This window comes from uncultured Formosa sp. (assembly GCF_947500765.1).
Classification (GTDB): domain Bacteria; phylum Bacteroidota; class Bacteroidia; order Flavobacteriales; family Flavobacteriaceae; genus Formosa.
Genome location: NZ_CANMTH010000004.1, coordinates 19495 through 44807 on the forward strand (window position 1 = coordinate 19495; position 25313 = coordinate 44807).

The 25313-nt window shown below is 30.9% G+C and carries 24 protein-coding genes; 14 read left to right on the forward strand and 10 right to left on the reverse strand.

The window, feature by feature from the left end:
- Positions 1 to 131: 131 nt before the first annotated feature.
- The 5 genes from Q1B05_RS08970 (at position 132) to Q1B05_RS08990 (ending at position 6199) form a co-directional block, all read left to right on the forward strand.
- The gene (locus tag Q1B05_RS08970; protein WP_299779792.1) at positions 132 to 1574 is read left to right on the forward strand and encodes a lipase; all 1443 of its coding nucleotides are present in this window, start codon (positions 132 to 134) and stop codon (positions 1572 to 1574) included.
- Complete coding sequence (locus Q1B05_RS08975; protein WP_299779794.1) at positions 1574 to 2869, forward strand: GDSL-type esterase/lipase family protein; 1296 nt, start codon at positions 1574 to 1576, stop codon at positions 2867 to 2869. The genes Q1B05_RS08970 and Q1B05_RS08975 overlap by 1 nt, the downstream gene beginning before the upstream one ends.
- The gene (locus Q1B05_RS08980; protein WP_299779797.1) at positions 2862 to 4520 is read left to right on the forward strand and encodes an MBOAT family O-acyltransferase; all 1659 of its coding nucleotides are present in this window, start codon (positions 2862 to 2864) and stop codon (positions 4518 to 4520) included. Before Q1B05_RS08975 ends, Q1B05_RS08980 begins: the two co-directional genes overlap by 8 nt.
- 125 nt (positions 4521 to 4645) lie before the next feature.
- Entirely contained in the window at positions 4646 to 5464 is an 819-nt protein-coding gene (gene panB / locus Q1B05_RS08985; protein WP_299779799.1) for a 3-methyl-2-oxobutanoate hydroxymethyltransferase, read from the forward strand.
- A 36-nt stretch (positions 5465 to 5500) separates the two neighbouring features.
- On the forward strand, positions 5501 to 6199 hold the full coding sequence (locus Q1B05_RS08990; protein WP_299779801.1) for an RluA family pseudouridine synthase: 699 nt from the start codon (positions 5501 to 5503) through the stop codon (positions 6197 to 6199).
- 1 nt (position 6200) lies between these two features.
- Here the strand turns inward: Q1B05_RS08990 and Q1B05_RS08995 are convergent, their stop codons facing one another.
- From Q1B05_RS08995 to pabB, 9 genes are all read right to left on the reverse strand, one after another.
- On the reverse strand, positions 6201 to 7025 hold the full coding sequence (locus tag Q1B05_RS08995) for a histidine kinase (RefSeq protein WP_299779803.1): 825 nt from the start codon (positions 7023 to 7025) through the stop codon (positions 6201 to 6203).
- Positions 7022 to 7747 carry a hypothetical protein gene (locus Q1B05_RS09000; RefSeq protein WP_299779805.1) on the reverse strand — a complete coding sequence of 242 codons (726 nt, stop codon included), beginning with the start codon at positions 7745 to 7747 and terminating at the stop codon, positions 7022 to 7024. Before Q1B05_RS09000 ends, Q1B05_RS08995 begins: the two co-directional genes overlap by 4 nt.
- A gap of 10 nt (positions 7748 to 7757) precedes the next feature.
- Positions 7758 to 8327 carry a hypothetical protein gene (locus tag Q1B05_RS09005; RefSeq protein ID WP_299779807.1) on the reverse strand — a complete coding sequence of 190 codons (570 nt, stop codon included), beginning with the start codon at positions 8325 to 8327 and terminating at the stop codon, positions 7758 to 7760.
- Between the two features lie 363 nt (positions 8328 to 8690).
- Positions 8691 to 9497, reverse strand: coding sequence for a histidine kinase (locus Q1B05_RS09010; RefSeq protein ID WP_299779809.1), 807 nt, complete (start codon positions 9495 to 9497; stop codon positions 8691 to 8693).
- A complete protein-coding gene (locus Q1B05_RS09015; RefSeq protein ID WP_299779811.1) occupies positions 9473 to 10174 on the reverse strand; it encodes a hypothetical protein in 702 nt (233 codons plus the stop codon). Before Q1B05_RS09015 ends, Q1B05_RS09010 begins: the two co-directional genes overlap by 25 nt.
- Before the next feature lie 8 nt (positions 10175 to 10182).
- Positions 10183 to 10608 carry a hypothetical protein gene (locus Q1B05_RS09020; protein WP_299779813.1) on the reverse strand — a complete coding sequence of 142 codons (426 nt, stop codon included), beginning with the start codon at positions 10606 to 10608 and terminating at the stop codon, positions 10183 to 10185.
- 94 nt (positions 10609 to 10702) lie between these two features.
- Positions 10703 to 12241, reverse strand: coding sequence for a YifB family Mg chelatase-like AAA ATPase (locus Q1B05_RS09025; protein WP_299779815.1), 1539 nt, complete (start codon positions 12239 to 12241; stop codon positions 10703 to 10705).
- Between the two features lie 86 nt (positions 12242 to 12327).
- Positions 12328 to 13644, reverse strand: a complete 1317-nt coding sequence (gene tilS / locus Q1B05_RS09030; RefSeq protein ID WP_299779817.1) for a tRNA lysidine(34) synthetase TilS — start codon at positions 13642 to 13644, stop codon at positions 12328 to 12330.
- A 96-nt stretch (positions 13645 to 13740) separates the two neighbouring features.
- A complete protein-coding gene (gene pabB / locus Q1B05_RS09035; RefSeq protein WP_299779819.1) occupies positions 13741 to 15033 on the reverse strand; it encodes an aminodeoxychorismate synthase component I in 1293 nt (430 codons plus the stop codon).
- Between the two features lie 81 nt (positions 15034 to 15114).
- Here pabB and Q1B05_RS09040 point away from each other — a divergent pair, with 81 nt between their 5' ends.
- From Q1B05_RS09040 to Q1B05_RS09065, 6 genes are all read left to right on the forward strand, one after another.
- Positions 15115 to 16005, forward strand: a complete 891-nt coding sequence (locus Q1B05_RS09040; RefSeq protein WP_299779821.1) for an aldose 1-epimerase family protein — start codon at positions 15115 to 15117, stop codon at positions 16003 to 16005.
- Between the two features lie 42 nt (positions 16006 to 16047).
- Entirely contained in the window at positions 16048 to 17403 is a 1356-nt protein-coding gene (locus tag Q1B05_RS09045) for a DEAD/DEAH box helicase (protein WP_299779823.1), read from the forward strand.
- A gap of 16 nt (positions 17404 to 17419) precedes the next feature.
- Complete coding sequence (locus Q1B05_RS09050; RefSeq protein WP_299779825.1) at positions 17420 to 18211, forward strand: S1/P1 nuclease; 792 nt, start codon at positions 17420 to 17422, stop codon at positions 18209 to 18211.
- A 284-nt stretch (positions 18212 to 18495) separates the two neighbouring features.
- Positions 18496 to 18903: a hypothetical protein gene (locus Q1B05_RS09055; RefSeq protein ID WP_299779827.1), complete on the forward strand. Its 408-nt coding sequence runs from the start codon at positions 18496 to 18498 to the stop codon at positions 18901 to 18903.
- A gap of 109 nt (positions 18904 to 19012) precedes the next feature.
- On the forward strand, positions 19013 to 19780 hold the full coding sequence (locus Q1B05_RS09060) for a threonine/serine exporter ThrE family protein (protein ID WP_299779829.1): 768 nt from the start codon (positions 19013 to 19015) through the stop codon (positions 19778 to 19780).
- A 2-nt stretch (positions 19781 to 19782) separates the two neighbouring features.
- Positions 19783 to 20271, forward strand: a complete 489-nt coding sequence (locus Q1B05_RS09065; protein WP_299779831.1) for a threonine/serine exporter family protein — start codon at positions 19783 to 19785, stop codon at positions 20269 to 20271.
- A gap of 122 nt (positions 20272 to 20393) precedes the next feature.
- Here Q1B05_RS09065 and lpdA read toward each other — a convergent pair whose 3' ends face one another.
- Positions 20394 to 21794, reverse strand: a complete 1401-nt coding sequence (gene lpdA / locus Q1B05_RS09070; RefSeq protein WP_299779833.1) for a dihydrolipoyl dehydrogenase — start codon at positions 21792 to 21794, stop codon at positions 20394 to 20396.
- A gap of 340 nt (positions 21795 to 22134) precedes the next feature.
- Between lpdA and Q1B05_RS09075 the strand changes: the two genes are divergently transcribed.
- The 3 genes from Q1B05_RS09075 to Q1B05_RS09085 all read left to right on the forward strand — a co-directional run bounded on the left by Q1B05_RS09075 (position 22135) and on the right by Q1B05_RS09085 (position 25293).
- Positions 22135 to 22503 (forward strand): 6-phosphogluconate dehydrogenase, encoded by a 369-nt coding sequence (locus Q1B05_RS09075; protein ID WP_299779835.1) that lies wholly within the window; start codon positions 22135 to 22137, stop codon positions 22501 to 22503.
- A gap of 88 nt (positions 22504 to 22591) precedes the next feature.
- The gene (locus tag Q1B05_RS09080; RefSeq protein WP_299779837.1) at positions 22592 to 22987 is read left to right on the forward strand and encodes a hypothetical protein; all 396 of its coding nucleotides are present in this window, start codon (positions 22592 to 22594) and stop codon (positions 22985 to 22987) included.
- Positions 22988 to 23043: 56 nt separating this feature from the next.
- Positions 23044 to 25293: an FUSC family membrane protein gene (locus tag Q1B05_RS09085; RefSeq protein WP_299779839.1), complete on the forward strand. Its 2250-nt coding sequence runs from the start codon at positions 23044 to 23046 to the stop codon at positions 25291 to 25293.
- The last annotated feature ends 20 nt before the right edge of the window (positions 25294 to 25313 follow it).

The window sequence follows — 25313 nt, forward strand, 5'->3', positions numbered from 1 at the left end:
TTTACTTTTGTTTATATCTCGCATACATTATATATTTATAATATAGAGTTTTACAATATACACTGCTTAACGTTTAGATGAATTACAGCCCCTTTAAAATATGCTTATACATTTGTATCACGTTATTGATCATGTTTGGGGCCACTTATTTTAGTACATCAAAAACATTACCTAACGGAAAATCTGAAGACGGAATTACACTTCTCGGACAGACAATTAAATACCCTACAACAGCAGCATTTTTACTAACTCCCAAAGCTGAATCTAATAAAAGCAAAACAAAAGCGGTAGATAGTATAGTAAACAATATTGAAGTTATAATTGAAGAGGAGGAAGAAGACATTTTTGTTGAAATTAAGAAGAAAGACACTGTTCCTAAAATCCCTAATCTTTCGAAAATTGATACTTCTAAAATTCAGCGTATTTCATACCCTAAAAATAAAGATGAGTTTCTATCTCATTTAAAAACACAACTCAATGCTTCTCAATGCCGAATTATACATTATGGCGATTCTCAAATAGAAGGAGACCGTATGTCTGGTTACATTAGAAATAAACTTCAGAATTTATACGGAGGTAACGGCCCTGGTTTTACACCTATAGCTCAGGTTTACGATAATATAAGTTCTGTTGTTATAGCTTCAAAGAACTGGACACGCCATGCTACTTTCGATCGTACAGTAAAACGTTTCGATCATAAAAAATATGGTGCTTACACTACATTTTCAAGATTTACACCCTATTATGATATTGTCGCAGATAGCATCAATACAGATACCTTAAAAATTGAAAAAGCTAAGATTACCGTTAAACCTTCAGTAAAAACATATCGTCGTATGCGTAAGTTTACAACTATTGGGTTTCATTACGGAAATGCTCAACTTCCTATAACTATAAAGGTATTCGCCAATGGTACACTTATTAAGGAAGGCATTTTAATTGCTGATGGAGAATATCACGATTTCAAAATAAAACTAGCACAAACACCAACTGAGTTGACTTTTGAATTAGAAGGAAAAATGAGTGCCGATTTTTACGGATTAACACTTGATGGAGACGAAGGTGTGTTACTAGATAATGTAGCTATGCGAGGCTCTGCAGGAACTGTTTTTGCAGGATTAAACAGTAAAAACTTTTCTCAGATGTATAAAGAATTAGATCCTAATATTCTAATTTTTCAATACGGAGGAAACGCAGTACCTTATGTAAAAGATTCTTTAGAAGTCGAACAGTATGTTGGGTATTTAAAAAATCATATCAACTGGTTAAGACGAAAAACAAATAATGCTAGCATTATTTATATTGGCCCTGCAGATATGACTACAACAGAAAATGGACAGATGAAAACCTACCCGCTTCTACCCTATTTAATCAATAAATTACAAGACATGTGTAAGCACAACGATATAGCCTATTGGAATACTTATAATGCTATGGGTGGCGAAAACTCTATGCAATATTGGGTAGACCAAAAATTAGCAGCAAGTGATTACACACATTTTTCACTTTCGGGAACGAGGATAATTTCAGAATTATTCTTTCTCTCATTGTATATGGACTTAACAAACAAATAATGAAAATTAAAATTTTAGTACTTTCTCTTTTAATGTCGATGTCCACTTTGGCACAAGATTATATTTTAGATAGTATTACTCCCAAGTACGGACACCTTATAAATTTTAAAGCAAACACTTTTCAATATGCTTCAGAATCGCCATATTTTAAAAAGTTATTTAACGATTTAGATAGTGTTTATGCTGGAAAAAAGAAGAATATACACATCTTTCATATTGGAGGTTCTCATATTCAAGCCGACATTTATTCTAATAAAATAAGAACCTACCTACAAAACATGAATGATGTTTCCTTAGGGCAACGTGGTTTTGTATACCCATTCCATTTAGCACACACTAATAATCCAACAAATTACAGAATAGAAGCAGATAACGATCAATGGCAAGGCTACAGATGTTCGGTAAGAAAAGACAGTGTCGCCTGGGGATTATCTGGTGTAAGTGCTGCTTTTAGAGGTATTGAAGATAAAATCTATGTAAAAGCTAATTACAAAAACTATACAAAAAAGCCATACACTTTTAACAAGTTACGCGTATTCTATAATACTTGGATGGAAGATTACGATTTAAATATTTCAGATTCTACTTTGGTGAGTTCAGATACCATAAATCTTGAAGGTATGTATAAAGAATATCGTTTTAACAGAACTGTAGACTCCGTTGCATTACAAATTAAAATTAAAGATCCTACCTCTGTGTCTCCAGAGTTTTTATTAATGGGAATGGAATTTATGAATGACGATCCTGGTATTGAATACACAACTATAGGTGTAAATGGGGCTAGTTTTGCATGGTATGAACGTGCTGCTTATTTTGAAAAACAGCTACAACTTTACCAACCTGATATGTTTATTATTTCTATAGGTACAAATGATGCCTATATGCCGAAAAAAGATTTTAATGCTGAAAAATTTAGAGACTATTACGAAAGTTTCATACAAATGATTCAACGTGCCAATCCGCAATGCGCTATTTTATTAACCGTACCCAACGACGACTATTATAAAAAATCTTATGCTAATCCTAATACAGCAACCCAACAACGAATTATATTAGAATTAACTCAAAAATACAGAATGGCTGTTTGGGATTTATATAGTATTATGGGAGGTTTGGGTGCGTCTAACAACTGGTATAAAGCTAAATTAATGCCTAGTGATCGTATTCATTTTACAAATCTAGGGTATAGTATAAAAGCCGATTTATTTATAAAAGCATTGGTAGATGCTTGGGCAGAATCGTCTGGAAAAGACAAAACACTTTTACTTAATCATTTTAAAAATTTAGATGAATAGGTTATACGATATTTTTACTTTTTCGGAAGATTTTCCTTTAATATTTACGCAAGTAAACTTCTGGATATTCTTTGCTGTGGCTTATTTTATATTTGCATTAATCTATAAAAAGATACCACTCCGAAATTCGTATTTATTCTTTATATCTCTATTTTTCTATTATAAAACGAGTGGCTTATTCATTGGAATTTTAATTTTCAGTACACTAGTCGACTTCTTTATAGGTAAAAATATTTATAAAAGTGAAAACAAAAATAAACGTTTAACTCTAGTCACGTTAAGTGTTTTCATTAACTTATTTGTCCTTTGCTATTTTAAATATGCATACTTTTTTACCGATGCATTCAATACGCTTTTTAGCACCAACTACGAAGTATTTAATCTATTAGCACAGTGGGGAAACAGCTTTAACAATCAGAATTATTTTACAGTTGATAAGATTATCCTCCCTGTTGGAATTTCGTTTTACACCTTTCAAACTATAAGCTATAGTGTAGATATTTACAGAAAGAAACTCAAACCTTTAAATTCTATTCTAGATTTTGGTTTTTTCGTCAGTTTTTTTCCGCAGTTAGTAGCTGGACCAATTGTTAGAGCAGAAAGTTTTGTGCCTCAAATATCAAAGCCAACTTTACTAACCAAACATCACTTCGATACAGGAACATATTTAATTTTAAAAGGACTTATTAAGAAAATGCTTTTTGCAGATTTTATTGCCATGCATTTTCTAGATCGTGTTTTCGATACACCAGAAATGTTTTCTGGTTTTGCCAATATTATGGCCATGATTGGATATTCACTCCAAATATATGGTGACTTTTCAGGGTATACAGATATTGCTATCGGCCTCGCTCTACTTATGGGATTTGAGTTACCTGTAAACTTTAATTCTCCGTATAAAGCTACTAATGCTGGCGATTTCTGGAAACGTTGGCATATTTCTTTATCAACATGGTTACGCGATTACTTATACATTCCGCTTGGAGGAAATAGAAAAGGAAGTTACGCATCTTACATTATATTAAGTATCATTTTACTTGGTACTATGATTGCTTTTAGAAACATGATTATAGTAAGTACCATTCTTATAGTTTCGTTAGTTCTATTTATTATATCTCTTTATAATTACAAAGTCAGAAATCATATTAATACTAATATTAACTTAATGCTAACCATGTTAATTGGAGGATTATGGCATGGAGCGTCTTGGAAATTTGTAATCTGGGGAGGATTAAACGGATTGGGTATTGTAGTTTACAAATTCTGGAGAAAAATAAGTCCTTACGAATTCAAAAATCAATGGTATGTGCGTTGTTGGAAAATATTAATCACCTTTATCTTTATTACGTTTACGCGTATTTATTTTAGAGGAGAAAGTATGGGGCATATTTCTAGATGGTTTTCTCAAGTTATACATAATATGGATTGGATACATGCCGTAGATTTATTGATTCATTATCAAACTGTATTTTGGGTTATGGCTATAGGTTATATTACACATTGGCTACCACAAAACATAAAAACCTCAATAGAAGAGTTTTATGCTAAAAGTCCTGTTTTTGTGAAAATTTTACTAGGTGCATTTACGGGAATTATTTGTTATCAAGCGTATTCTAGCGATTTTCAGCCTTTTATCTATTTTCAATTCTAAAACACACCATTTAATTATTCATTATTTAACCCCTATTTTTTTATACTATTTTTAAGGAATTAATAGAGATATTCTTCATTAGTTCTCAAAAACTCAGTATTTTTACATTCTAAAATTTATAAAAAATGTCTGCAGCACAAAAAGATTACAAAAAAGTCACTGTAAAAACATTAAGTGATATGAAAGCTAATGGAGAAAAAATTTCTATGCTAACAGCTTACGATTATACAATGGCCAGAATTGTTGATGGTGCAGGCTTAGATGTTATTCTTGTAGGTGATTCTGCGAGTAATGTTATGGCTGGTTATCAAACCACCTTACCCATTACTTTAGACCAAATGATTTATCATGCATCTTCTGTAGTTCGCGGAGTAAGTCGAGCATTAATTGTTGTCGACTTACCTTTTGGAAGTTACCAAAGTGACCCTAAAGAAGCATTACGTTCTGCCATTAGAATTATGAAGGAAAGTGGCGCTCATTCTATAAAAGTAGAAGGCGGTAAAGAAATTAAAGAATCTATTAAACGCATTTTAAACGCGGGTATTCCTGTTATGGGACACCTAGGATTAACACCTCAATCTATATATAAATTTGGTACGTTTACAGTACGTGCTAAGGAAGAAGAAGAAGCTAAAAAATTAAAACAAGACGCTTTAATGTTACAAAAAGCAGGTTGTTTTGCTATTGTTCTTGAAAAAATTCCTGCTAAGCTAGCTAAAGAAGTTGCTGAAAGTTTAACAATCCCTGTTATTGGAATTGGTGCTGGTAATGGTGTAGACGGACAAGTTTTAGTACTTCATGATATGATTGGAATGACTAAAGAATTTCATCCTAGATTTTTACGTCGCTATTTAAATTTATATGAAGATATGACCAATGCCCTATCTCAATATGTTACAGATGTTAAATCTGTAGATTTTCCTAACGAAGACGAACAATATTAGATTAAGTAAACTAACAAATTAAACATTCGCGAATTAGTGGCTGAAAAAATTATATCCAACAAATCTAATCTCCAAGTTCTTTTTGAAGACAATCATATTATAGTGATAAATAAACGTGCAGGAGACATTGTACAAGGAGATAAAACAGGAGACAAACCACTAAGCGACGTTGTAAAAGAGTATATAAAGGACAAATACAACAAACCAGGCAACGTTTATTTGGGTGTTGTACACCGTCTAGATCGTCCAACAACAGGTTTGGTTATTTTTGCTAAAACAAGTAAAGCATTAACGCGATTAAATGCGATGTTTGTAAAAAAAGAAATAGATAAAACCTATTGGGCTTTGGTACATAGCGCACCGCCAAAAGAAAAAGATACGTTAGTTAATTGGTTGAAAAAAAATCCAAAAAACAATAAATCTACAGCCTACATCAAAGAAATAGAAGATAGTAAAAAGGCCATTTTACATTATACACTACTAAAAAAGTTAGATCGTTATATACTGCTTGAAATTGAATTAGAGACAGGACGCCATCATCAAATTAGATGTCAGCTTTCTAATATTGGTTGTATTATTAAAGGCGATTTAAAATATGGTGCAGATAGAAGTAATAAGGATGCAAGTATACATTTACATGCAAGGCATATTCAATTTATTCATCCAGTAACAAAAGAAGATATTTATATTACTGCTCCTCTACCTAAAGATCCGGTTTGGGATGCTTGCTTATAAATTATACAGAACGATATTTATATTTTATTTCAAGTTGTACACCTTCTTTTAGTTTAGATGTTATTTTTAAATCTGCACGAATTAGCTTTGCTCTACTTTTCATATTTATAAGGCCAGATCCTTTTTCAATATTATTAATATCAAATCCCACACCATCATCATTTGCTTTTATAATTATAAATCCTGGTTTAAAACTAATATTCACTTCTAGTAAAGAGGCTTCAGAATATTTTATGGTATTCGAGAAAAACTCTTGTAATATTCTGAACAAAATAATGCTATCTTTTCCCTTTTTAAAATGACTAGAATCACCTTCAACAGTAAGTTTAGCATTAATCAATCCTAATGTATTAAACCGCTTAATTTCTGTGTTTACAGATTCTTCTAATCCTCGATATACAATAACATCACTATTTAGTAATTTTGAAAGCGAACGTAATTCTTGTAAACTTTCTTTCACCAAATGTTTACTTTCCATAAAAGAATCTTGTAAATCTGAGCTTACCTCATGCATTAATACACTAAGTTGCATATTGGCTACAGATAATAACTGACCAACATTATCGTGTAAATCCTGTCCGATATTCTTTAAAATTTCTTCCTGAATTTCTATTTGTGTTTTAGATATTTCTTCTTCAAAAAGTTGTTGTTGCTTTAATTTTTCTTGTAATAATTTATTTTTTCGTTTCTGAAATATTAAAAAAAACAATATAAAAATACTTACAAGTACTACTAAAACACCAATCATATAGATCAAAAAATGGCGTTCAGAATCTGTAACCACATATACCTCTACGATAGAATCATTTAAAATAGACAATATCATAAGTGTAACGATTTTTCTGGTTTACAAAACGCCAACGCTAAAGTAAAAGTGCCGTACATTATTGCATTTGCAAATAATCTAGTGAGACTTATTAATTTTATAAGCTCTGTACTATCTACAAATACAAATTTCTGATAGAAATAAAGAGGCATGGTAATTATCCACCAAAAAAATAAACTCATACTTATGTAAAAATAAATGGATTTATAAAATGATAAGATAATATCACTTTGTAACACATTTAAAAAATAAAGTACAATAGCTATTAAAATAATAATAGAGCCAAACATTTTATTGAATGTTAAAACCGTTTTAAAAAACTGATCAATGTGTATTAACGTATAAATACTAATACAAACAACAAATACGTAGGTGCTAAAATTTAAAACCGTTTTATAGTTTTTAATATGTATAATTTGTTGGTAAAAAAATGACCAAAATAAAACACTACCAATGGTCCAAAACAAACCATACCACCAATAATTAGAGTAAAAAAACTTATATTTTAAGAGGTACCCATAATTTTCAAAAACACCCCCTGGATTTAAATGTATAGGGATGCTTCCTCCTATTTCTACGAAGACAGAATAAAATATAAATAAGATGAAATATTTTATGGGTGTGTTTTTATATTTTCTGTAGGTTACAAGCCCAATAATAAGTGCGGTATATTCAAAACCTTTAGTTAATTCTGAATAATATTTAAGAAAAAAATCGCCCATACTTTATCTACTAATTTGGATATGTACTACTTGGTGGACGTCCGAGCTCGCCTTCGTTTAAAGGTGAACCTTCTGGAATATCGGCAATTTTTAATACAGTATTTACAGGAAAAACGCTACTTTTAGAAATTGTAGCATCGTAAGTGGAGACCATAAATACGGTAGTATATCCTGCTTTATATTGATCTGGATTGTTCTCTGGATAGGTTGCTAAATACACACGCACTCCATTAACAGTATATTTTTTATCTAATAAGTTTTCAGCTTCATATTTTGTGTATTCCAAAAAGCTTTCTATCTCTTCTATAGAGAACCATACCGAACGATTATCTTCTCGATCTATACTTTTATTTATTAATTTATATCTAGAATCGTAGCCTTTAGATAATGCTTTGGCACGTTTTGTAGTAATAATTCCTTTTGGTCTTTTTAAATCTTTTGGTGCCTTCTTTCCAACATCTATTGGTTTATTCACGTCTTCATTTATATTCATTTGTAAATTAGGACTATTTTGTTTCATTAAATGAGAACCAAGCACGCCTATAAGAATACCAAATAATACAAATACTAATTTTTTCATTTCTGTTTAATTTTATTAGTTAGCTATTCATTGTGGGGCTATTATTAATAACAATTAACTATCATCTCAGCCTAATTTTATACAAATCAGGCTATGATATATCTTGTTTATAAATTATAATCCTACAATCGTTTTTGAATTGCTATTAATTAATCTTACAAAAATGATTTATGTCTTTCAAGAAACATCTTAAAAGACAACTTTATAAATATATGATTTTAAATTGATTACACTATAATAATAGTATTCTTATTTAATATTAAATTAAAGCTATACTACATTTTAAAACGGATAATACCTTTGAATATAAATATCTATAAAACGACATTCAAATACATATGATTTTGAAAACCGTTTTACAGATTAGTTAGAACGATACGGATATTTTATTTGAAGAGTAACGCCTTCTTTAGGCTTGGAAGACAAATTAAAATCTGCATGAATAAGCTCTGCACGACTTTTCATATTTATTAAACCTGAACCTTTTTCAATCTCGTTTATATTGAATCCTACGCCATCGTCTGAGGCTTCAATTGACACATACTCGTGTGTATAATTAATATATACTTTTAAAGAAGAAGCTTCAGAATATCTGATTGTATTAGAGAAAAACTCTTGTAATATTCTAAAAAGTATAATACTATCTTTTGCATTTTCGAAAAAATTAGCATCTCCTTTTATAATTAACTCTGTATTAATTAAGTTTAATTTATTAAAACGTTCTATTTCTGTATTTATAGATTCTTGAAATCCACGATGTGCAATAACATCACTATTCAATGATTTTGAAAGAGACCGCAATTCTTGTAAACTCTCCTTCACTAAATCTTTACTTTCTAAAAAAGATGCTTGTAATTCGGTGCCTACTTGTTTAGCAAGCATGCTTAACTGCATGTTAGCTACAGATAATAATTGGCCTACATTATCGTGTAAATCTTGTCCTATATTTTTTAAGGTTTGTTCTTGAATTTCAATTTGTGTTTTAACAATTTCTTCTTCAAATAAACGTTGTTGCTTAATTTTATCTAATAACAACTTGTTTTTTCGTTTTTGAAATACAATAAAGAACACAATAATGAGTGTACAAACAATAAACAGTACCCCAATCATATAAATTAATAAATACCTTTCGGCAGATGTGCTTACTAACGGTTCTCCGGATTGCACCATAATAAAGAAAAACTAAAAGTTAAATACATAAATATGTTGGCCAACAAAAATATTTGCCATTTTAAAATAATAAAATTCCAATCTGCAGTTGTAAAATAGATATCATAAAACACTAAAGGTGTTGTAATTAACAGCCAAACAAAAACAATACTACTAATGTAAAAATAAATAGATTTATAAAAATTTATAATATCATCAGATTGCAACATTTCATAAAAATATACACTTGCTAAGAATAAAATAATAAATTCTCCAAAAATTAAAATGGGGATAGAAAAGCTAATAAAAAAATCATCTAAATTTAAAACAATTGTACCTATAGAAAACAATATAAACACAACAGCTAAAATCTTTACAACCTTTTTTATTTTAGTTGATTTTATTAATTTTAAATAAAAAAACATATAAAATAAGGGGCTTCCAACACACCAAAATAATGTACTCCACCAGAAATTTCTTCTAAAAACGGTATCTTCTAAAAAACTTAAAATCCCATTTTTAACGAGATTAGGATATAGCGCAATAGTTTCGCAAATAAATACATATAGTAAAAAATAAATGAAATATTTTGCCGTGGTATGTTTATATTTTTTATAACAAATTAATGCTGTTATAGCTGCAATAGCTTCTACCATTAAGCTTAAAATCCAATAGTAGTTTCTTAAAAACTCTTGCATATAATAAACTATTGAGGATAATTTGCTTCAGGCGGATTACCACCTTGCCCCATATTAAGACCATCTCCTTCTGGTATATCTTCACTTTCTGAAGATGTAGATTTTAAAATAGATTTTTTTATTTTTTTTGAAGTCCCAGTAGGAATCATAAACATAGTTGTATAACCTGCTACTCCTTTTACTTCTGGATATGCACCTTCATAAATTCTAATTCCATCTAAACTATATCCTAAATCACTTGCCTGTTGTTTGGCATAAGCTAAAAATGTTTCAATCTCTTCTAAAGCATACCAGGTAGAACGATTATCCTTTCTTTTTAAAACAGAGTTACTTAATAAGTCATATCTAGGATTATATGCTTTATCTAAAATTTTTGCTTCTTCTGGTGTTATCAATCCTTTTGGTTTTGATACTTTTTTTAATTCTTTACTCATGTATGTTTCTTTAAAAAATTAAAGTAGATGATAACATTTGGGGACAAGATTTAAAAGTACAAATTATATTTGATTGAACTACATTATTCCTTCATCAACCCAACCACCCTTCTCGATCTAGGCTTCTATACTGTATTGCTTCACTAATATGTGCTCCTTTTACATCTTCAGAATTTTCTAAATCTGCAATTGTACGAGAAACTTTTAAAATCCTATCGTATGCTCTAGCCGATAAATTTAAACGTTCCATAGCCGTTTTTAATAACAGCTTAGACGTCTCATCTAGTTTACAATAAATACGAATGTGTTTGGTATTCATTTGTGCATTATAATGTACATTCTCAATATCTTTAAACCGTTCTGTCTGATGTTTTCTAGCTTTGGTTACACGTTCACGAATGATCATTGAAGATTCTCCTTTTCTGTCTTCCGAAAGTTTTTCGAAAGGTACAGGTGTTACTTCAATATGAATATCGATACGATCTAATAAAGGACCAGAAATCTTACCTAAATACCGCTGCATTTCTGATGCAGAAGACGTAACAGGTGCACTTGGATCGTTAAAATAACCACTCGGACTCGGGTTCATACTCGCAACCAACATAAAACTACTAGGATATGTTACTGTAAATTTTGCTCTAGAAATCGTGACTTCGCGATCTTCTAATGGCTGACGCATAACTTCTAATACATCGCGTTTAAATTCTGGTAATTCATCTAAAAACAACACGCCATTATGTGATAATGAAATTTCTCCTGGTTGAGGATAACTTCCACCACCAACAAGTGCAACATTCGAAATTGTGTGGTGGGGACTTCTAAAAGGACGCTGAGACATTAATCCTAAATGTGCTTTTACACGACCAACCACAGAATGAATTTTTGTAGTTTCTAAAGCTTCATGTAATGTCATTGGAGGTAAAATAGAAGGTAATCGTTTTGCTAACATGGTTTTTCCAGAACCTGGAGGCCCAATTAATATAATATTATGTCCGCCAGCAGCTGCAATTTCCATGCATCGTTTTATACTTTCCTGACCTTTAACATCTGCAAAGTCAAATTCAGGGAAATCTAAATTCTTATAAAACTCTTCTCTTGTATTAATTATGGTTCGTTCTAAGGGTTTTCCATCTTTAAAAAAATCGATTACTTCTTTTATAGACTCGACTCCAAACACATTTAAATCGTTTACAATCGCGGCTTCTTTAGCATTTTGAACAGGCAAAATAAAACCTTTAAAACCTTCTTTTCTAGCTTGTAGTGCAATTGGTAAAGCTCCTTTTATAGGTTGTAATGTACCATCTAAAGACAGCTCTCCCATAATAATATAGTCTTCTAAACCTTCGGCTGGAATTTGTTTTGTAGCGGCTAAAATACCTAAAGCTAAGGTTAGATCGTATGCAGAACCTTCCTTTCGTAAATCGGCAGGCGACATATTTATTATAATTTTCTTCCCTGGAATTTTATAACCATTGTTTTGTAGCGCGGCGGCTATCCTGAAGTTACTTTCTTTAATGGCATTGTCTGGTAAACCTACCAAATGGTAGCCAATACCAGAATCTACGTTCACTTCTACCATAATGGTTGTAGCATCTACACCAAAGACAGCGCTTCCAAATACTTTTTTGAGCATAAAATAGTTCGTTTATCTAAAAGTACTAAAAATGAACTAACTATCTGAATGAAAACAAATTAAAAACAAAGTAATAATCAATAGAATTATTTACACGAAATCTTTAAAATCTGTTTCGTGTCTGCTGTAACCTTAAATCGATTATCGCTTCGTCTACCTATCACCCAAACAATTTTATTATTAGAACATACAAGCCAAGCGTCTTCTTTTTCTAAAAGTGATAATTTTTCATCTTTAAAATATTTACTAATTTTCTTCTTTCCACGCATGCCTAAAGGAAAAAAATAATCGCCTTGTTTCTTTTTTCTAATGGTTAATGGAAACGTGAGTAAATCTTTATCTACAAAAATAGTGTTGTTTGGTGATGTTTGTAATTCTGGAACTATGTCAAATTGAAGGGTTCCAAACGTAGTTTCAATAGGATTTAAATCTTCCGAAACTTCATAATTTAATTCTGAAACCTCTTCTTGATCATCTTTTACGCTTAAAATTAAAAAGTCACGATTTTTAAGTAATCTATGTGTCTCAGAAAACACTTGTTTTCCGGATTGTGCTTCTAACAAATTATAAATATCGTCCCAAGCTGTAAATTTGTAAGACTTTAATAGCGCGTATAGATAAGGTTTAGGATTTGGATATTTTAATAATTTAACGACATCGAATTTTATAATATCATCATTAAAACTTACTACATCCTTATAGACTTGAGTCATATAATCATCTATCAAAATTTTAGAATCTTGTAAATGATCTTGAGTCATTTTAAAATTTTGAAGCCATTGCGGATTAATGTCTTTTAATACAGGAATAACATCGTGACGTAATTTATTTCGTAAATATTTGGTCGAACTATTACTACTATCTTCTCTCCACTTTATTTGATTAGATTTTGCATATTCTATAATTTCATTTCGAGAAAACGGCAATAATGGGCGAACAATATAATTGTTAACTTCAGGAATTCCGGTTAAGCCTTCAATTCCAGTTCCGCGTGATAAATTGATTAAAAATGTTTCCAAATTATCATCTGCATGATGTGCCGTTAATACATAATCAAAATGCAGTAAATCTACCAATTCATCAAACCATCGGTATCTTAACTCACGAGCAGCCATTTGTATAGAGAGCTTAGCATCTTCGGCATATTGTTTCGTATCGAAGCTTTCAATAAAAAGTTCTAAATCTAAATCGTTTGCTAAATTTACCAGAAAAGCTTCATCTGCATCGCTTTCTTCACCTCTTAGATTAAAATTACAATGTGCTAACGCTATATTTAATTCTAAATCATGACATAAATAAGCTAATACTACACTATCAATTCCGCCAGAAATAGTAAGTATTAATTTCTTATTTTTAAGAAACGGAAGATGCTCGTTTATGTGCTTTTTAAATGTATTCACCATACTACAAAGATACACTTTTAAAAAAGCGAGGTTTTATTTATACACGATTTAATACACAACTTAATATGTAAATTGTCTTAAATTTTAATTAGACTTCTAACGTTCTAAAACATCGCGCATCGCTTTGGCTTTTACCAAACATTCTTCGTATTCGCTGGCAGGATTACTTTTAGAAGTAATGGCACCTCCTACAGAATACGATACATATTTTTTAGATTGATTATATAAAATACTACGAATAATAACATTAAAATCGAAATCGCCATCGGGTGTAAAATAACCAACTGTACCTGAATATAAGCCGCGTTTGGTTTCTTCTAAATCTTCAATAATTTTCATTGCAGACAATTTAGGTGCACCTGTCATACTTCCCATTGGAAATGTTGTTTTTAATACATCTACAGGGTTTGTGCCTTCGGTAATTTTAGAGGTTACCGTAGAAATCATTTGGTGCACCTGCGGAAAGGTGTACACTTTACACAACTCTTCTACTGTTACAGAACCTCTAATTGCTGTTTTAGATAAGTCGTTACGAACCAAATCTACAATCATAATATTTTCGGCACGTTCTTTTTCATTTTGCTCAAGATTGCGTTTTAACTGTTCATCTTCCAAAACATCTGCAGAACGTTTAGCTGTTCCTTTTATAGGTTGCGAAATAATTGTATGGCCTTCCTTTTTAATATAACGCTCTGGAGAGGCAGACATTAAAAACTTATCATATTGTTTAAAAAAAGTAGCGAATGGCGGTTTAGAAACATTATTTAGTTTTAAGTAAATATCTAATGGATTAATCTCTGCAGTTTCTGCATAAAACTCCTGACAAAAATTAGCTTCGTAAATATCGCCACGATTTATATGTGCCAGCATATTGTTTACCTTTTCAAAATAGGCTTCTTTATGAATACGCAGTTTTATTTTAATAGAATCGGATTTGGAAACTGTATCTTGATTTTGGAAGTTACAAATGGCTTCAAAATCAGATTCAACTTCTTCATCAACCATATTCAAATATTGAATTTCAAGCTGATTTCCTTTAATTAGAAATATCTTTTTGGGTTGAAAGAAGAACATATCAGAAAATTCTAAACCATCAAAATTATCAGATTTTAACTTTTCAATGCTATTTTTAACATCGTAAGTTAAGTAACCAAAAACCCAATCTTTAGTAGACTCTTGATACTCTTGTAATTTATCGAAGGCCTCTAAATAATCGGTTTGTATACTTGTAAATCCGTCTACAGCAAGAATAGCATCGAAACTAGAATACGACGTATCGTATTGGTTAGAATCCATCCAAACCACATCGTCAAACTGCTGGCTCCAATGTAAAAGTCGATCTTTAAAGCCGATGATATCGGTAATATGTCTAGTGTTTATATGGCGCAAATTGTAAATAATTTCTAGGTAAAGTTAGTTAGTTTCTTTAAAATAGAATCAGATTTGTATTTTTGTTTAAATCTTTTTTCAATGTATACTTTACAAAATAAATTTTTAAAAATTGCCGTAAAACAGACAGGAGCTGAACTTTGCGAAATTAGTGCCGTAAACAATACCAATCAGTTTATGTGGGATGCAAACCCTGGTATTTGGGAAAACTTTGCACCTAACCTCTTTCCCATAATTGGTGCGTTAAAGGATGATACCATGACTTTTGAGGGTGAATCTTATAATATGACTAAACATGGTATAATAAGACACAATCCAGACATGATACTAGAGGAGCAAACGGCAACAAAAATTGCGTTCTCATTGCTTTACAGTGAAGCATCTTTAAAAAAATATCCGTTTAAATTCAAGTTCACAATTGTGTTTGAATTGATTGAAAACACGATAAAAGTGACTCATATTGTTGAAAATTTAGATAATAAAACATTATACTTTTCTGTTGGCGGACATCCTGCTTTTAAATGCCCAGTGTACGAAAATGAAGATTATACCGATTATTACTTAGAATTCGAACAGAAAGAAACGTCTGAATCTTATGCCTTGAATATGGACTTGGGTTTAGTTTCAAATAAAACATTTTCTGTTATTACAAAAGAGAGTACAATTCCGTTACACTACGATTTATTTAACGAAGATGCTTTGATTTTCAAAGATTTAAAATCTAGAAAAGTAGCACTAAAAAGTAAAACAAACGGTACAATTCTAACGGTTGATTACCCTGATTTTCCTTATTTAGGAATTTGGGCAAAACCACATGCTAATTATGTTTGTATAGAACCATGGCTAGGAATTGCCGATAACGAATCGCATAATCAAGACTTTAAAACAAAAGAAGGGATACAAACTTTAGAGGCAAAACAAACATTTAAAGCAGCTTACACCATTGAAATAGACAAAAAGCATCTAGTTTAAAAGGAATAATAGCCCTAACTTTGCAGACTAATTTTACAATAAGTGAATTTTCAAGATTTAAATTTAAACACCCCACTATACAACGCACTAGACGATCTAGGCTTTACAACTCCAACACCTATACAAGCAGAAGCTTTTGGAGTGGTAAGTTCTGGAAAAGATGTGGTTGGTATTGCACAAACTGGTACAGGAAAAACCTTTGCCTACATGCTTCCTATTCTTAAAAACCTAAAATTTTCTAAACAAGATACGCCTAGAATACTAGTTCTAGTACCTACTAGAGAATTAGTAGTTCAAGTGGTTGATGAAATTGAAAAACTTTCAAAATACATTAATACCCGCGTTTTGGGCGTATACGGAGGAACAAATATTAACACCCAAAAACAGCAAATTGCTCAGGGTGTAGATATATTAGTTGCCACGCCAGGACGACTATACGACTTGGCAGTGAGCCGTGTGTTACAATTAAAATCGATTCAGAAATTAGTGATTGATGAAGTTGATGTGATGCTAGATTTAGGATTTAGACATCAGTTAATTAATATTTTCGATATTCTTCCAGAACGTCGCCAAAACATTATGTTTTCGGCAACGATGACGCAAGATGTAGACGATTTAATTGACGATTTCTTTATAACGCCACAACGTGTTTCTATAGCTATTTCTGGAACCCCTTTAGATAACATTGCTCAAGAACGTTATAACGTCCCTAACTTTTATACTAAAGTTAACTTGCTAAATGCTATTCTTCAAGATAAAGAGACTTTTAATAAAGTATTAATTTTTGTTGGATTTAAACGCATGGCAGATCGTCTCTTTGAAGCTTTAGACGAAACTTTTAGTGAAGAAAGTTGTGTAATTCACTCTAATAAAACTCAAAATTACCGTTTAAGAAGTATCGAGCAATTTAGAAGTGGAGACAATAGAATTTTAGTTGCTACCGATGTTATGGCACGTGGTTTAGATATTGATAATATTACTCACGTTATTAATTTTGACACACCTGATTATCCGGAAAACTATATTCATAGAATTGGTAGAACAGGTCGTGCAGAACGCGAAGGTCATGCTATTTTATTTTCTACAGAAAAAGAACAAGATGCTTTAGCACGTATTGAAGCCTTAATGAAAATGACTATTCCTCTTACAGAAACACCTGAAGATGTTGAAATTTCTACAGAGTTACTAGAGGAAGAACGCGTTAAAATTAAAGAACGTAATAACCCTACAAAACGTAGAGATCAAGATGCTCCTGGCCCTGCTTTTCACGAAAAGAAAGAAAAAAACAGCAAAGAAAACTTAGGAGGTTCTTACCGTCGTGAAATAGCTAAAAAATATAAAAAGCCTAAAACACGAGGTGATAAAAATTATAATAAAAACAATAAATTCAAAAAATAAGTTCGATTTTACAAATATGAAACTGAGATATATTGCATTACTTAGCTTAGCCCTTTTAATAATTACTCCAATTCAAGCCAATGAGAAACCTGCTCCAGAATGGGGACCAACAGGTCATCGTACTGTAGGAAAAATCGCAGACACCTATTTAAAAGGAAGTACTAAACGTGCCATTAAAAAGTTATTAAAAAGACATTCTTTATCTTTTGTCTCTACTTACGGAGATGAAATAAAATCTGATGATCGTTATAGAGAATTTGGCACATGGCATTATGTTAATATGGAAGCAAATCAATCTTATCAGGATTCAGAAAAAAATCCTAAAGGAGATGCCGTTACTGGAGCAGAATATTGCATTCAGGTATTAAAAGACAAGAATGCTAGTGATGAAGATAAAGCATTCTATTTAAAGTTACTTATACATATTATAGGAGACATTCACCAACCTATGCATGCTGGATTAGCAGAAGATAAAGGAGGAAACGATATAAAAGTAAAATGGATGGGTAAAAGCACCAATTTACACCGGGTTTGGGATAGCGACATGATTAATGGTTTTGACATGAGTTATACAGAATTAGCAGCTAATGCTGATGCTTTGTCCAAAGAACAAATTAAAGGTATTGAAGCAGGAACAATTACCGACTGGGTAAACGAAACTCATGCTTTAGCAAACACAGTATACAAGGATGTAAAAACAGGTGATAATTTAGGCTATAAATATGCTTATAATAACCTGACTATAGCACGTTCTCAACTTCAAAAAGGAGGTATCCGCTTAGCGAAATTACTTAACGATATTTTCTAATAAAATATATTAATTATACCATACTAAAAAAGCCGATGTAAATATTTTACATCGGCTTTTTTAGTGTCTTTTAGGTAAAAACGTAAACCTTTTTAATACTCCAGAACAGGTTAAAAAACAAAATTAATCGCCTATCCTATCACGGAAACATTATTTTTTTAAAAAAAATACCGTTTACCGTATAAAAAGGTAAAATAAACAATTATAAACTATTAACCTATTTATTCACTCGAAATCTCGATATCTTTGTAGTATATTTTAACCATTAAAAACATTTTTTTTCGATGAAACGGTTACTCACATATGAATTTGGTTCACTAAAATTATACGAAAATTATGTTTTGGCTGAAATGAATGAGGGAGTAACTATTACAACCAAGGACAATGCTATTCTTGTAAATATTGCTAAAGAATATTACAAAGGCAAACCATTTGCTTATATTTCAAATCGAAGACATTCCTACTCTGTAGATCCTTCTGTATATCTAGAAGCTTCAAAAATTGAAAATTTAATAGGTTTTGCTATAGTTACAAACAGACCAACTGCTTTAAATAATACAAAAGTAGAGCGTATGTTTTCAAAGAAAACGTATATCACTTTTGAAATTATTTCTGAAGCCAAACTATGGGCTAATTCTATTGTAAAACAAAAGAAAAAATCTCTTCAGAAAAAGAAAGAAACATCTTCTTAATTTTTGCATAATTAGACCAATTCTATCTTATTTTAAAATATCTTAAATCACTTAATTTATTCTAAACAAAAGATTAAATTCGCGTGACAAAATTGAATTCTTACGTGATATGGATTCCTCAAAAGAATTAATAAAAACTACAAATCTCCTTTTAGAAATCGCATCATTATTAATGGTTTCTGGAGCCAATACCATTCGTGTTAATTTAAATATTAAGCGCTTTGCAGATAGTCTTGGTTACAATGCTTCTTTTTTTATCAGTCAGAAAAGTTTAATAATGACTTTATACAAAGAAGATTCTTCTGAAAGTTGTACTCGAGTAAGAAATATACCTGGTCTTGCTCTTAATTTTTCTGCAATTTCTGCGATAAGTAAAATAAGTTGGAAAGCTTTACAATACAATTGGAAAATAGAAAAAATTTCTGAAGAGATTGAAAAAATTAAACAACTTAAAAGATATCCTCAATTACTAGTTACAGTTGCTGTAAGTTTTGCTGGTGCTGGTTTTTGTAATATTTTTAAAGGCGATTACTTAAATATGTTAGTGTCTTTTGTTAGCACATTTATTGGCTTACTCGTTTTACAATGGACACATCGAAAAAATTATAACGTATATCTAAGAATTTTTATAGGATCGCTTATAGCCTCTTCTATTGCTTCTATTGGAATTAAATTAAATATTGGTGCAAAACCAGCTACAGCCTTAGCTACCTCTGTTTTATATCTAGTTCCTGGAGTACCTTTAATAAACTCGTTTACAGATTTTCTAGATAATAACATTATAAACGGATTGGTTCGATTTACTACAGGATCGATGATGGTACTTGCAATAGCACTGGGTTTATTTGTTTCAATGCTAATTTTTAATTTAAACTAACCATGTCAGAAATACTTTTAAAACTTATCGAAGTTTCTATCTGGTCTGGAATTGCAGCTGTTGGTTTTGGCGTTTTATTTAACATCCCAAAATCGACTATAATTACCGTATTTGCTTTGGGCTTTTTCGCAGGGCTTATTAAATTTACACTTCTTAATTTTGGAGTAAATATTATTCTATCAACCTTATTAGGGATTCTTTTTGTTGGATTTGTAGGCATGCCAATTGCACATAAAATCCATCACCCGCCTGTTGTTTTTTGTATTCCTCCTTGTATACCAATGATTCCTGGTTATTTTGCTTACGAAACGGTATTAGCTATTATGAACTTTCTTATGACAGAAAATGATGCTTCAAAAAAAGAAGCTTTAATTAATGATATGGTTTCAAACGGATTCACCATGGTATTTATACTTATTTCTATTGCAATTGGAATTTCTCTTCCGTTACTACTCTTAAGAAAGAACACTGTAAAAAAGATTGAGAATTAATTCTTTTACACACTCATTTAAAAAAAGTGATTTCAAAATACATTAAAAATTCAATATACTTTTAAAATAAAAAGCAACCTAAATAGGTTGCTTTTTATTTTATACAATTTTAATTTTGCTTCTTAAATATGTAAAGCACGATCTGCAGTTGCAGCTAAAGCCGCTTCTTTAATTGCTTCTGTAAATGTAGGATGTGCATGAGACATTCTAGATACATCTTCTGCACTAGCTCTGTACTCCATAGCTACAACCGCTTCGGCAATCATATCGGCAGCACGAGCACCAACCATATGTACACCTAAAATTTCATCTGTAGTTTTATCTGCAAGAATTTTTACAAATCCGTCTAAATCCATACTTGCTCTACTTCTACCTAAAGCACGCATTGGGAACGATCCAACTTTGTATTCTACGCCGGCTTCTTTTAATTGCTCCTCTGTTTTACCAACAGTTGCAACTTCTGGCCATGTGTAAACGACACCTGGGATTAAGTTATAATCGATATGTGGTTTTTGTCCAGCAATAGTTTCAGCTACAAAGGTACCTTCTTCTTCTGCTTTATGTGCCAACATTGCACCTTTTACAACATCACCAATAGCATAAATATTAGATGCACTAGTTTGTAAATGGTCGTTTACTTCTATTTGTCCACGGTCTGTAAGTTTCACTCCAGCAGCTTCAGCGTTTAAGCCATCTGTATATGGACGACGTCCAACAGATACTAAACAATAGTCTCCTTTAAATTCTACTTCTTCTCCTTTTTTATTATCAGCTTTCACGATAACTTCATCACCAACACGCTCTACAGATTTTACTTTGTGAGACACGTTTATTTTGAATTTCTGTTTCTTTAATACTTTGTTTAATTCTTTAGATAGACCAGCATCCATAGTTGGGATAATGCGATCCATGAATTCTACTACAGAAACTTCTGAACCAAGACGCTTGTAAACTTGACCTAATTCTAAACCAATAACACCACCACCAATTACTATTAAATGTTTTGGTACTTCTTTTAGTTTTAAAGCTTCGGTAGATGTAATGATACGCTCTTTATCAATATTGATAAATGGTAAGTTAGAAGGTTTACTTCCCGTAGCAATGATTGTGTTTTTTGCTTCAATTTCGGTAGTTTCCTCACCAGAAATAGTAATGTGTGTAGCATCCTTAAAAGCACCAATACCTTGATAAACATCAATGTTATTCTTCTTCATTAAGAAGTCGATACCTCCAGTAGTTTGATCTACGACAGATTGCTTACGTGCAATCATTTTTTCAAGATTCACTTTTATTTCACCAGGAATTTCAATCCCATGTGCCTCAAAATGTTTGATTGCATCGTCATAATGGTGAGATGAATCTAGTAAGGCTTTACTTGGAATACAACCTACATTTAAACAGGTTCCACCAAGTGTTGAATATTTTTCTATTATTGCAGTTTTCATGCCTAGTTGTGCGCAACGAATCGCTGCTACATATCCTCCAGGTCCTGATCCGATAATGGCTACATCGTATGAATTCATAAAGTTTTTTTTGATTCTTTTTTAAAATGGTTAACAAAAATACAAATTTAGACAACCTTAATAAGGTAAGATCATTAAAAATTTAAGCTTTTTTTCATAAATGTTTAACAAAAACACACTTTGAACCAATATGTTCTTTTAATCTTTTTAAAACGAGATACATTGACTATTAATACACTAGGTTATTAATGTTGAAATGATTATTATTTTTTAAAAATCGATATTATAAATATTAAAATGCGCTATACTATTAGAAAGTTTTATTGAGTACTTATAAAATTTATCTGTGTTGAATGAAAAAAATACATTAATTTTACTTTTTATATCTTATATTTTTTTGATGAAGAAAACATTATTTTTAGTCTTTTTAGGCTTAGCACTTATAGCCTCTGCATACATGGCATTTATTTACTATGTACCTTATAGCACTGGTACTCGAGCTGGTGAACTTATAAAAATTAGTCAGAAAGGAGTCTTTTTTAAAACATGGGAAGGCGAAATTAGTCAAGGTATTAGTGGTGCTCAAATTTTTTCTTTTTCTATACTTGATGATGATAAAGAAGTCATTGAAAAATTAAATGAACTACAAGGTAAATACGTAAAGATTAAATATACAGAACGCTACAAAACCTTTTTTATATGGGGTGACAGTAACTACTTTGTAACTGAGGTTGTTCTTGAAAAATCTCCTCATATAAATAATCGTTAATCTGATTTAAGCCTAAAAACTGACTTAAAATTATTTAGGCTCTCCTTTATATTTTCACTAACTTTAAAATAATCAGTAATTTAAAGTTATGAAAACAGCTATTGAAAGATTACAACTTCATAAACAAGATGAAATTCTGGTCTTAAACGAACCCGAAGAATTTGCTACACTTACCAGTTGCTTAGATTGCTCTATTTTAGGTTCTCTATTAAAAACATCTAGCGTGTCTTGCGCGGTTTTATTTGTTACAAATAAACAAGAATTATTCAATCAGATGTTAACACTATTTCCAAAGCTAACAGACGATTCTATACTATGGATTGCTTTTCCTAATGAAACCTCTAAATCTTATATTTTAGAATTATATAATCACGACGCGTGGGATGAAATCAAAGATTATAGTTTACAGCCTGTGCGTAAAATAAAACTTTCTAAAAACTGGAATGCACTACGATTTAGAAAGATTGAATACGTAAAAAACTAGCCTAATTATATTGAAATAAAACTTTTGTAAGTTATCTTTACTCATGAATTACACACATGATAAAGGACTATTTAAAATCTATAGAATTATTCTTTAAGGGATCCAATTTTTACCGCGGTCTTCTTATTACACTCTCTATTCTAATTCCTTTATTATTCTTTTATTCTATAGGTATATTTGCATATGCCCCTTCTGTTGCCATAGGTATATTTTTAAATGCACCTAGCGATATTCCTGGCAGCTTAAAACGTAAAATAAACGGCATATTACTTAGTGTTATAATTACAACATTTACCACTTGCATTATACTCTTTGCAAAACCTTTTTTACCTGTTTTAATTGTACTACTTACTATATTAACTTTATTTATTTCGTTAATATCTGCTTATGGCTTTAGAGGATCTTTAATTGCTTTTTCTGGATTACTGGCTATTGTTATTGCTTTAGGTGTTAAGAAAGAATCATCTTCAGAAATCTTAATACACTCGGCTTTAACAGCATGTGGTGGACTTTGGTATTTACTATTTTCATTGTTTTTGCATTGGGTAAATCCTAAAAAAGATGAAGATCAAGTTATTTCTCAAACCCTATTATTAACAGGGAAATACCTTAAAATTAGAGCGAAACTAATCACAAAAAAATCGAAAAGAACAAAACTTCAAAATGAATTATTTTCACTTCAAACTCAAATTAGTGAAAAGCACGAAACATTAAGAGAAATGTTACTTACTGAACGTAAACGATCTGGACGGTCTCATTTTGATGAAAAACGATTACTGATTTTTATATCTCTAGTCGATATTTTTGAATTAGCACTCGCAAACAATTTAGATTACACAAAAATAAATGCACACTTTAGCGAACGTAAACAGCATTTAAAACCCTTTAAGAATTTAAATTTTGTAATGGGTAATCATTTAATAATGCTTTCAGAATCTGTTATAAAAGGTGATAAAATTCCAACAAAAAACAAACTTTTAAAAGCTTTGAATAAAGCTCATAAAGGAATTAAACATTATGTAGACGATGTGCAACTTCCTAAAGCCAGAGAAGGCGCAATGATGCTTCATAATTTATATGATTATCAAAAAAAGCTATTGTACGAAATACGTTCTATAAGACGTGTTATGGCCAATGTAAACGATGCTTCTCATTTAAAATTAAAAAGTACTGAGGCAGCACAATTTATAACCTCTCAAGAATATTCCCCTAATATTTTCTTTGAGAATATTAGTTTAAAATCACCTATTTTCAGACATACGTTACGTTTAACTATTTCGCTTTTAGTTGCCTTTTTACTTGGTCAGTTTTTTGAAATTAGAAATGCATATTGGATTATTTTAACCATTATTGTTATTATGCGTCCTAATTATGGTCTTACCAAAGAGCGCACAAAAAACAGAATATTAGGCACCTTAATTGGTGCTATTTTTGCAATTGCAATTATTATGCTCACGTCTAATCCAATTGTGTATGCGGTTTTAGCAGCTGTTTCACTTATGTTTGGTTTTTCTTTAATTCAGCAAAATTATAGAGTTGGTGCAACTTTTATTACCATGTACATTATATTTGTATACGCCTTGCTAGACCCAAACGCCATGATTGTTGTTAAATTTAGAGTGCTAGACACTCTAATAGGTGCTCTAATTTCTCTTTGTGCTACTTATTTTTTATGGCCAAATTGGGAATACAAAAACTTGAACGATGTTATAGAGTCTGTTATTAAAAACAACACCATTTACTTAATCGCAACTAAAAATTTATACCACAGTAAAAACACTGATAATATAAATTATAAAGTACCCAGAAAAGAAGCTTTTTTGGCTGTAGCAAATTTAAATGCTGCCTTTCAGCGCATGACCCAAGATCCAAAATCAAAACAAATTGAATTAGATTTAATTTATAATATTGTAACTTTAAATCATACATTTTTGGCCGCTGTTGCCTCTTTAGGTAGTTTTATTCAGAATCACGACACCAGAGATGCTTCAAAACAATTCGATATTTTTATCAATCACATTAAAACCAATTTAGATTATACTTTCGCCATATTAGATAAACAAGAACCAGAGCCATTACATAAAGATTCTTACATTTCTGAGGCTGAAGACAAGTTGCTTCATAACTTTCAGAAGCTATCAAAAAAACGAAATAAAGAAATTGAAAAAGGGATAACTACAATAGATAAAGCCTTACTTAACGATTTACAAGAAGCTCATTTAATTTACAACCAACTGATTTGGTTAAAAGGACTTTCTGAAAATTTAAAAAAATCGACCGAAAAATACGTGAAGATTTTTAGCTAAATCCAGAAGCTTTTTGCGTA

Bases quoted from the DNA above. Each gene is read 5' to 3' on its own strand.
- Q1B05_RS09060 (WP_299779829.1), top strand. From the start codon at position 19,013: ATGGATTCCTCAAAAGAATTAATAAAAACTACAAATCTCCTTTTAGAA.
- Q1B05_RS09080 (WP_299779837.1), top strand. From the start codon at position 22,592: ATGAAAACAGCTATTGAAAGATTACAACTTCATAAACAAGATGAAATT.
- Q1B05_RS09050 (WP_299779825.1), top strand. From the start codon at position 17,420: ATGAAACTGAGATATATTGCATTACTTAGCTTAGCCCTTTTAATAATT.
- panB (WP_299779799.1), top strand. From the start codon at position 4,646: ATGTCTGCAGCACAAAAAGATTACAAAAAAGTCACTGTAAAAACATTA.
- Q1B05_RS08975 (WP_299779794.1), top strand. From the start codon at position 1,574: ATGAAAATTAAAATTTTAGTACTTTCTCTTTTAATGTCGATGTCCACT.
- Q1B05_RS09005 (WP_299779807.1), bottom strand. From the start codon at position 8,327: ATGAAAAAATTAGTATTTGTATTATTTGGTATTCTTATAGGCGTGCTT.
- Q1B05_RS08970 (WP_299779792.1), top strand. From the start codon at position 132: ATGTTTGGGGCCACTTATTTTAGTACATCAAAAACATTACCTAACGGA.
- Q1B05_RS09075 (WP_299779835.1), top strand. From the start codon at position 22,135: ATGAAGAAAACATTATTTTTAGTCTTTTTAGGCTTAGCACTTATAGCC.
- Q1B05_RS09085 (WP_299779839.1), top strand. From the start codon at position 23,044: ATGATAAAGGACTATTTAAAATCTATAGAATTATTCTTTAAGGGATCC.
- Q1B05_RS09010 (WP_299779809.1), bottom strand. From the start codon at position 9,497: ATGGTGCAATCCGGAGAACCGTTAGTAAGCACATCTGCCGAAAGGTAT.
- Q1B05_RS09000 (WP_299779805.1), bottom strand. From the start codon at position 7,747: ATGGGCGATTTTTTTCTTAAATATTATTCAGAATTAACTAAAGGTTTT.
- Q1B05_RS08980 (WP_299779797.1), top strand. From the start codon at position 2,862: ATGAATAGGTTATACGATATTTTTACTTTTTCGGAAGATTTTCCTTTA.
- Q1B05_RS09040 (WP_299779821.1), top strand. From the start codon at position 15,115: ATGTATACTTTACAAAATAAATTTTTAAAAATTGCCGTAAAACAGACA.
- Q1B05_RS09025 (WP_299779815.1), bottom strand. From the start codon at position 12,241: ATGCTCAAAAAAGTATTTGGAAGCGCTGTCTTTGGTGTAGATGCTACA.
- lpdA (WP_299779833.1), bottom strand. From the start codon at position 21,794: ATGAATTCATACGATGTAGCCATTATCGGATCAGGACCTGGAGGATAT.
- Q1B05_RS09015 (WP_299779811.1), bottom strand. From the start codon at position 10,174: ATGCAAGAGTTTTTAAGAAACTACTATTGGATTTTAAGCTTAATGGTA.
- Q1B05_RS08995 (WP_299779803.1), bottom strand. From the start codon at position 7,025: ATGATATTGTCTATTTTAAATGATTCTATCGTAGAGGTATATGTGGTT.
- Q1B05_RS09055 (WP_299779827.1), top strand. From the start codon at position 18,496: ATGAAACGGTTACTCACATATGAATTTGGTTCACTAAAATTATACGAA.
- tilS (WP_299779817.1), bottom strand. From the start codon at position 13,644: ATGGTGAATACATTTAAAAAGCACATAAACGAGCATCTTCCGTTTCTT.
- Q1B05_RS09020 (WP_299779813.1), bottom strand. From the start codon at position 10,608: ATGAGTAAAGAATTAAAAAAAGTATCAAAACCAAAAGGATTGATAACA.
- Q1B05_RS09065 (WP_299779831.1), top strand. From the start codon at position 19,783: ATGTCAGAAATACTTTTAAAACTTATCGAAGTTTCTATCTGGTCTGGA.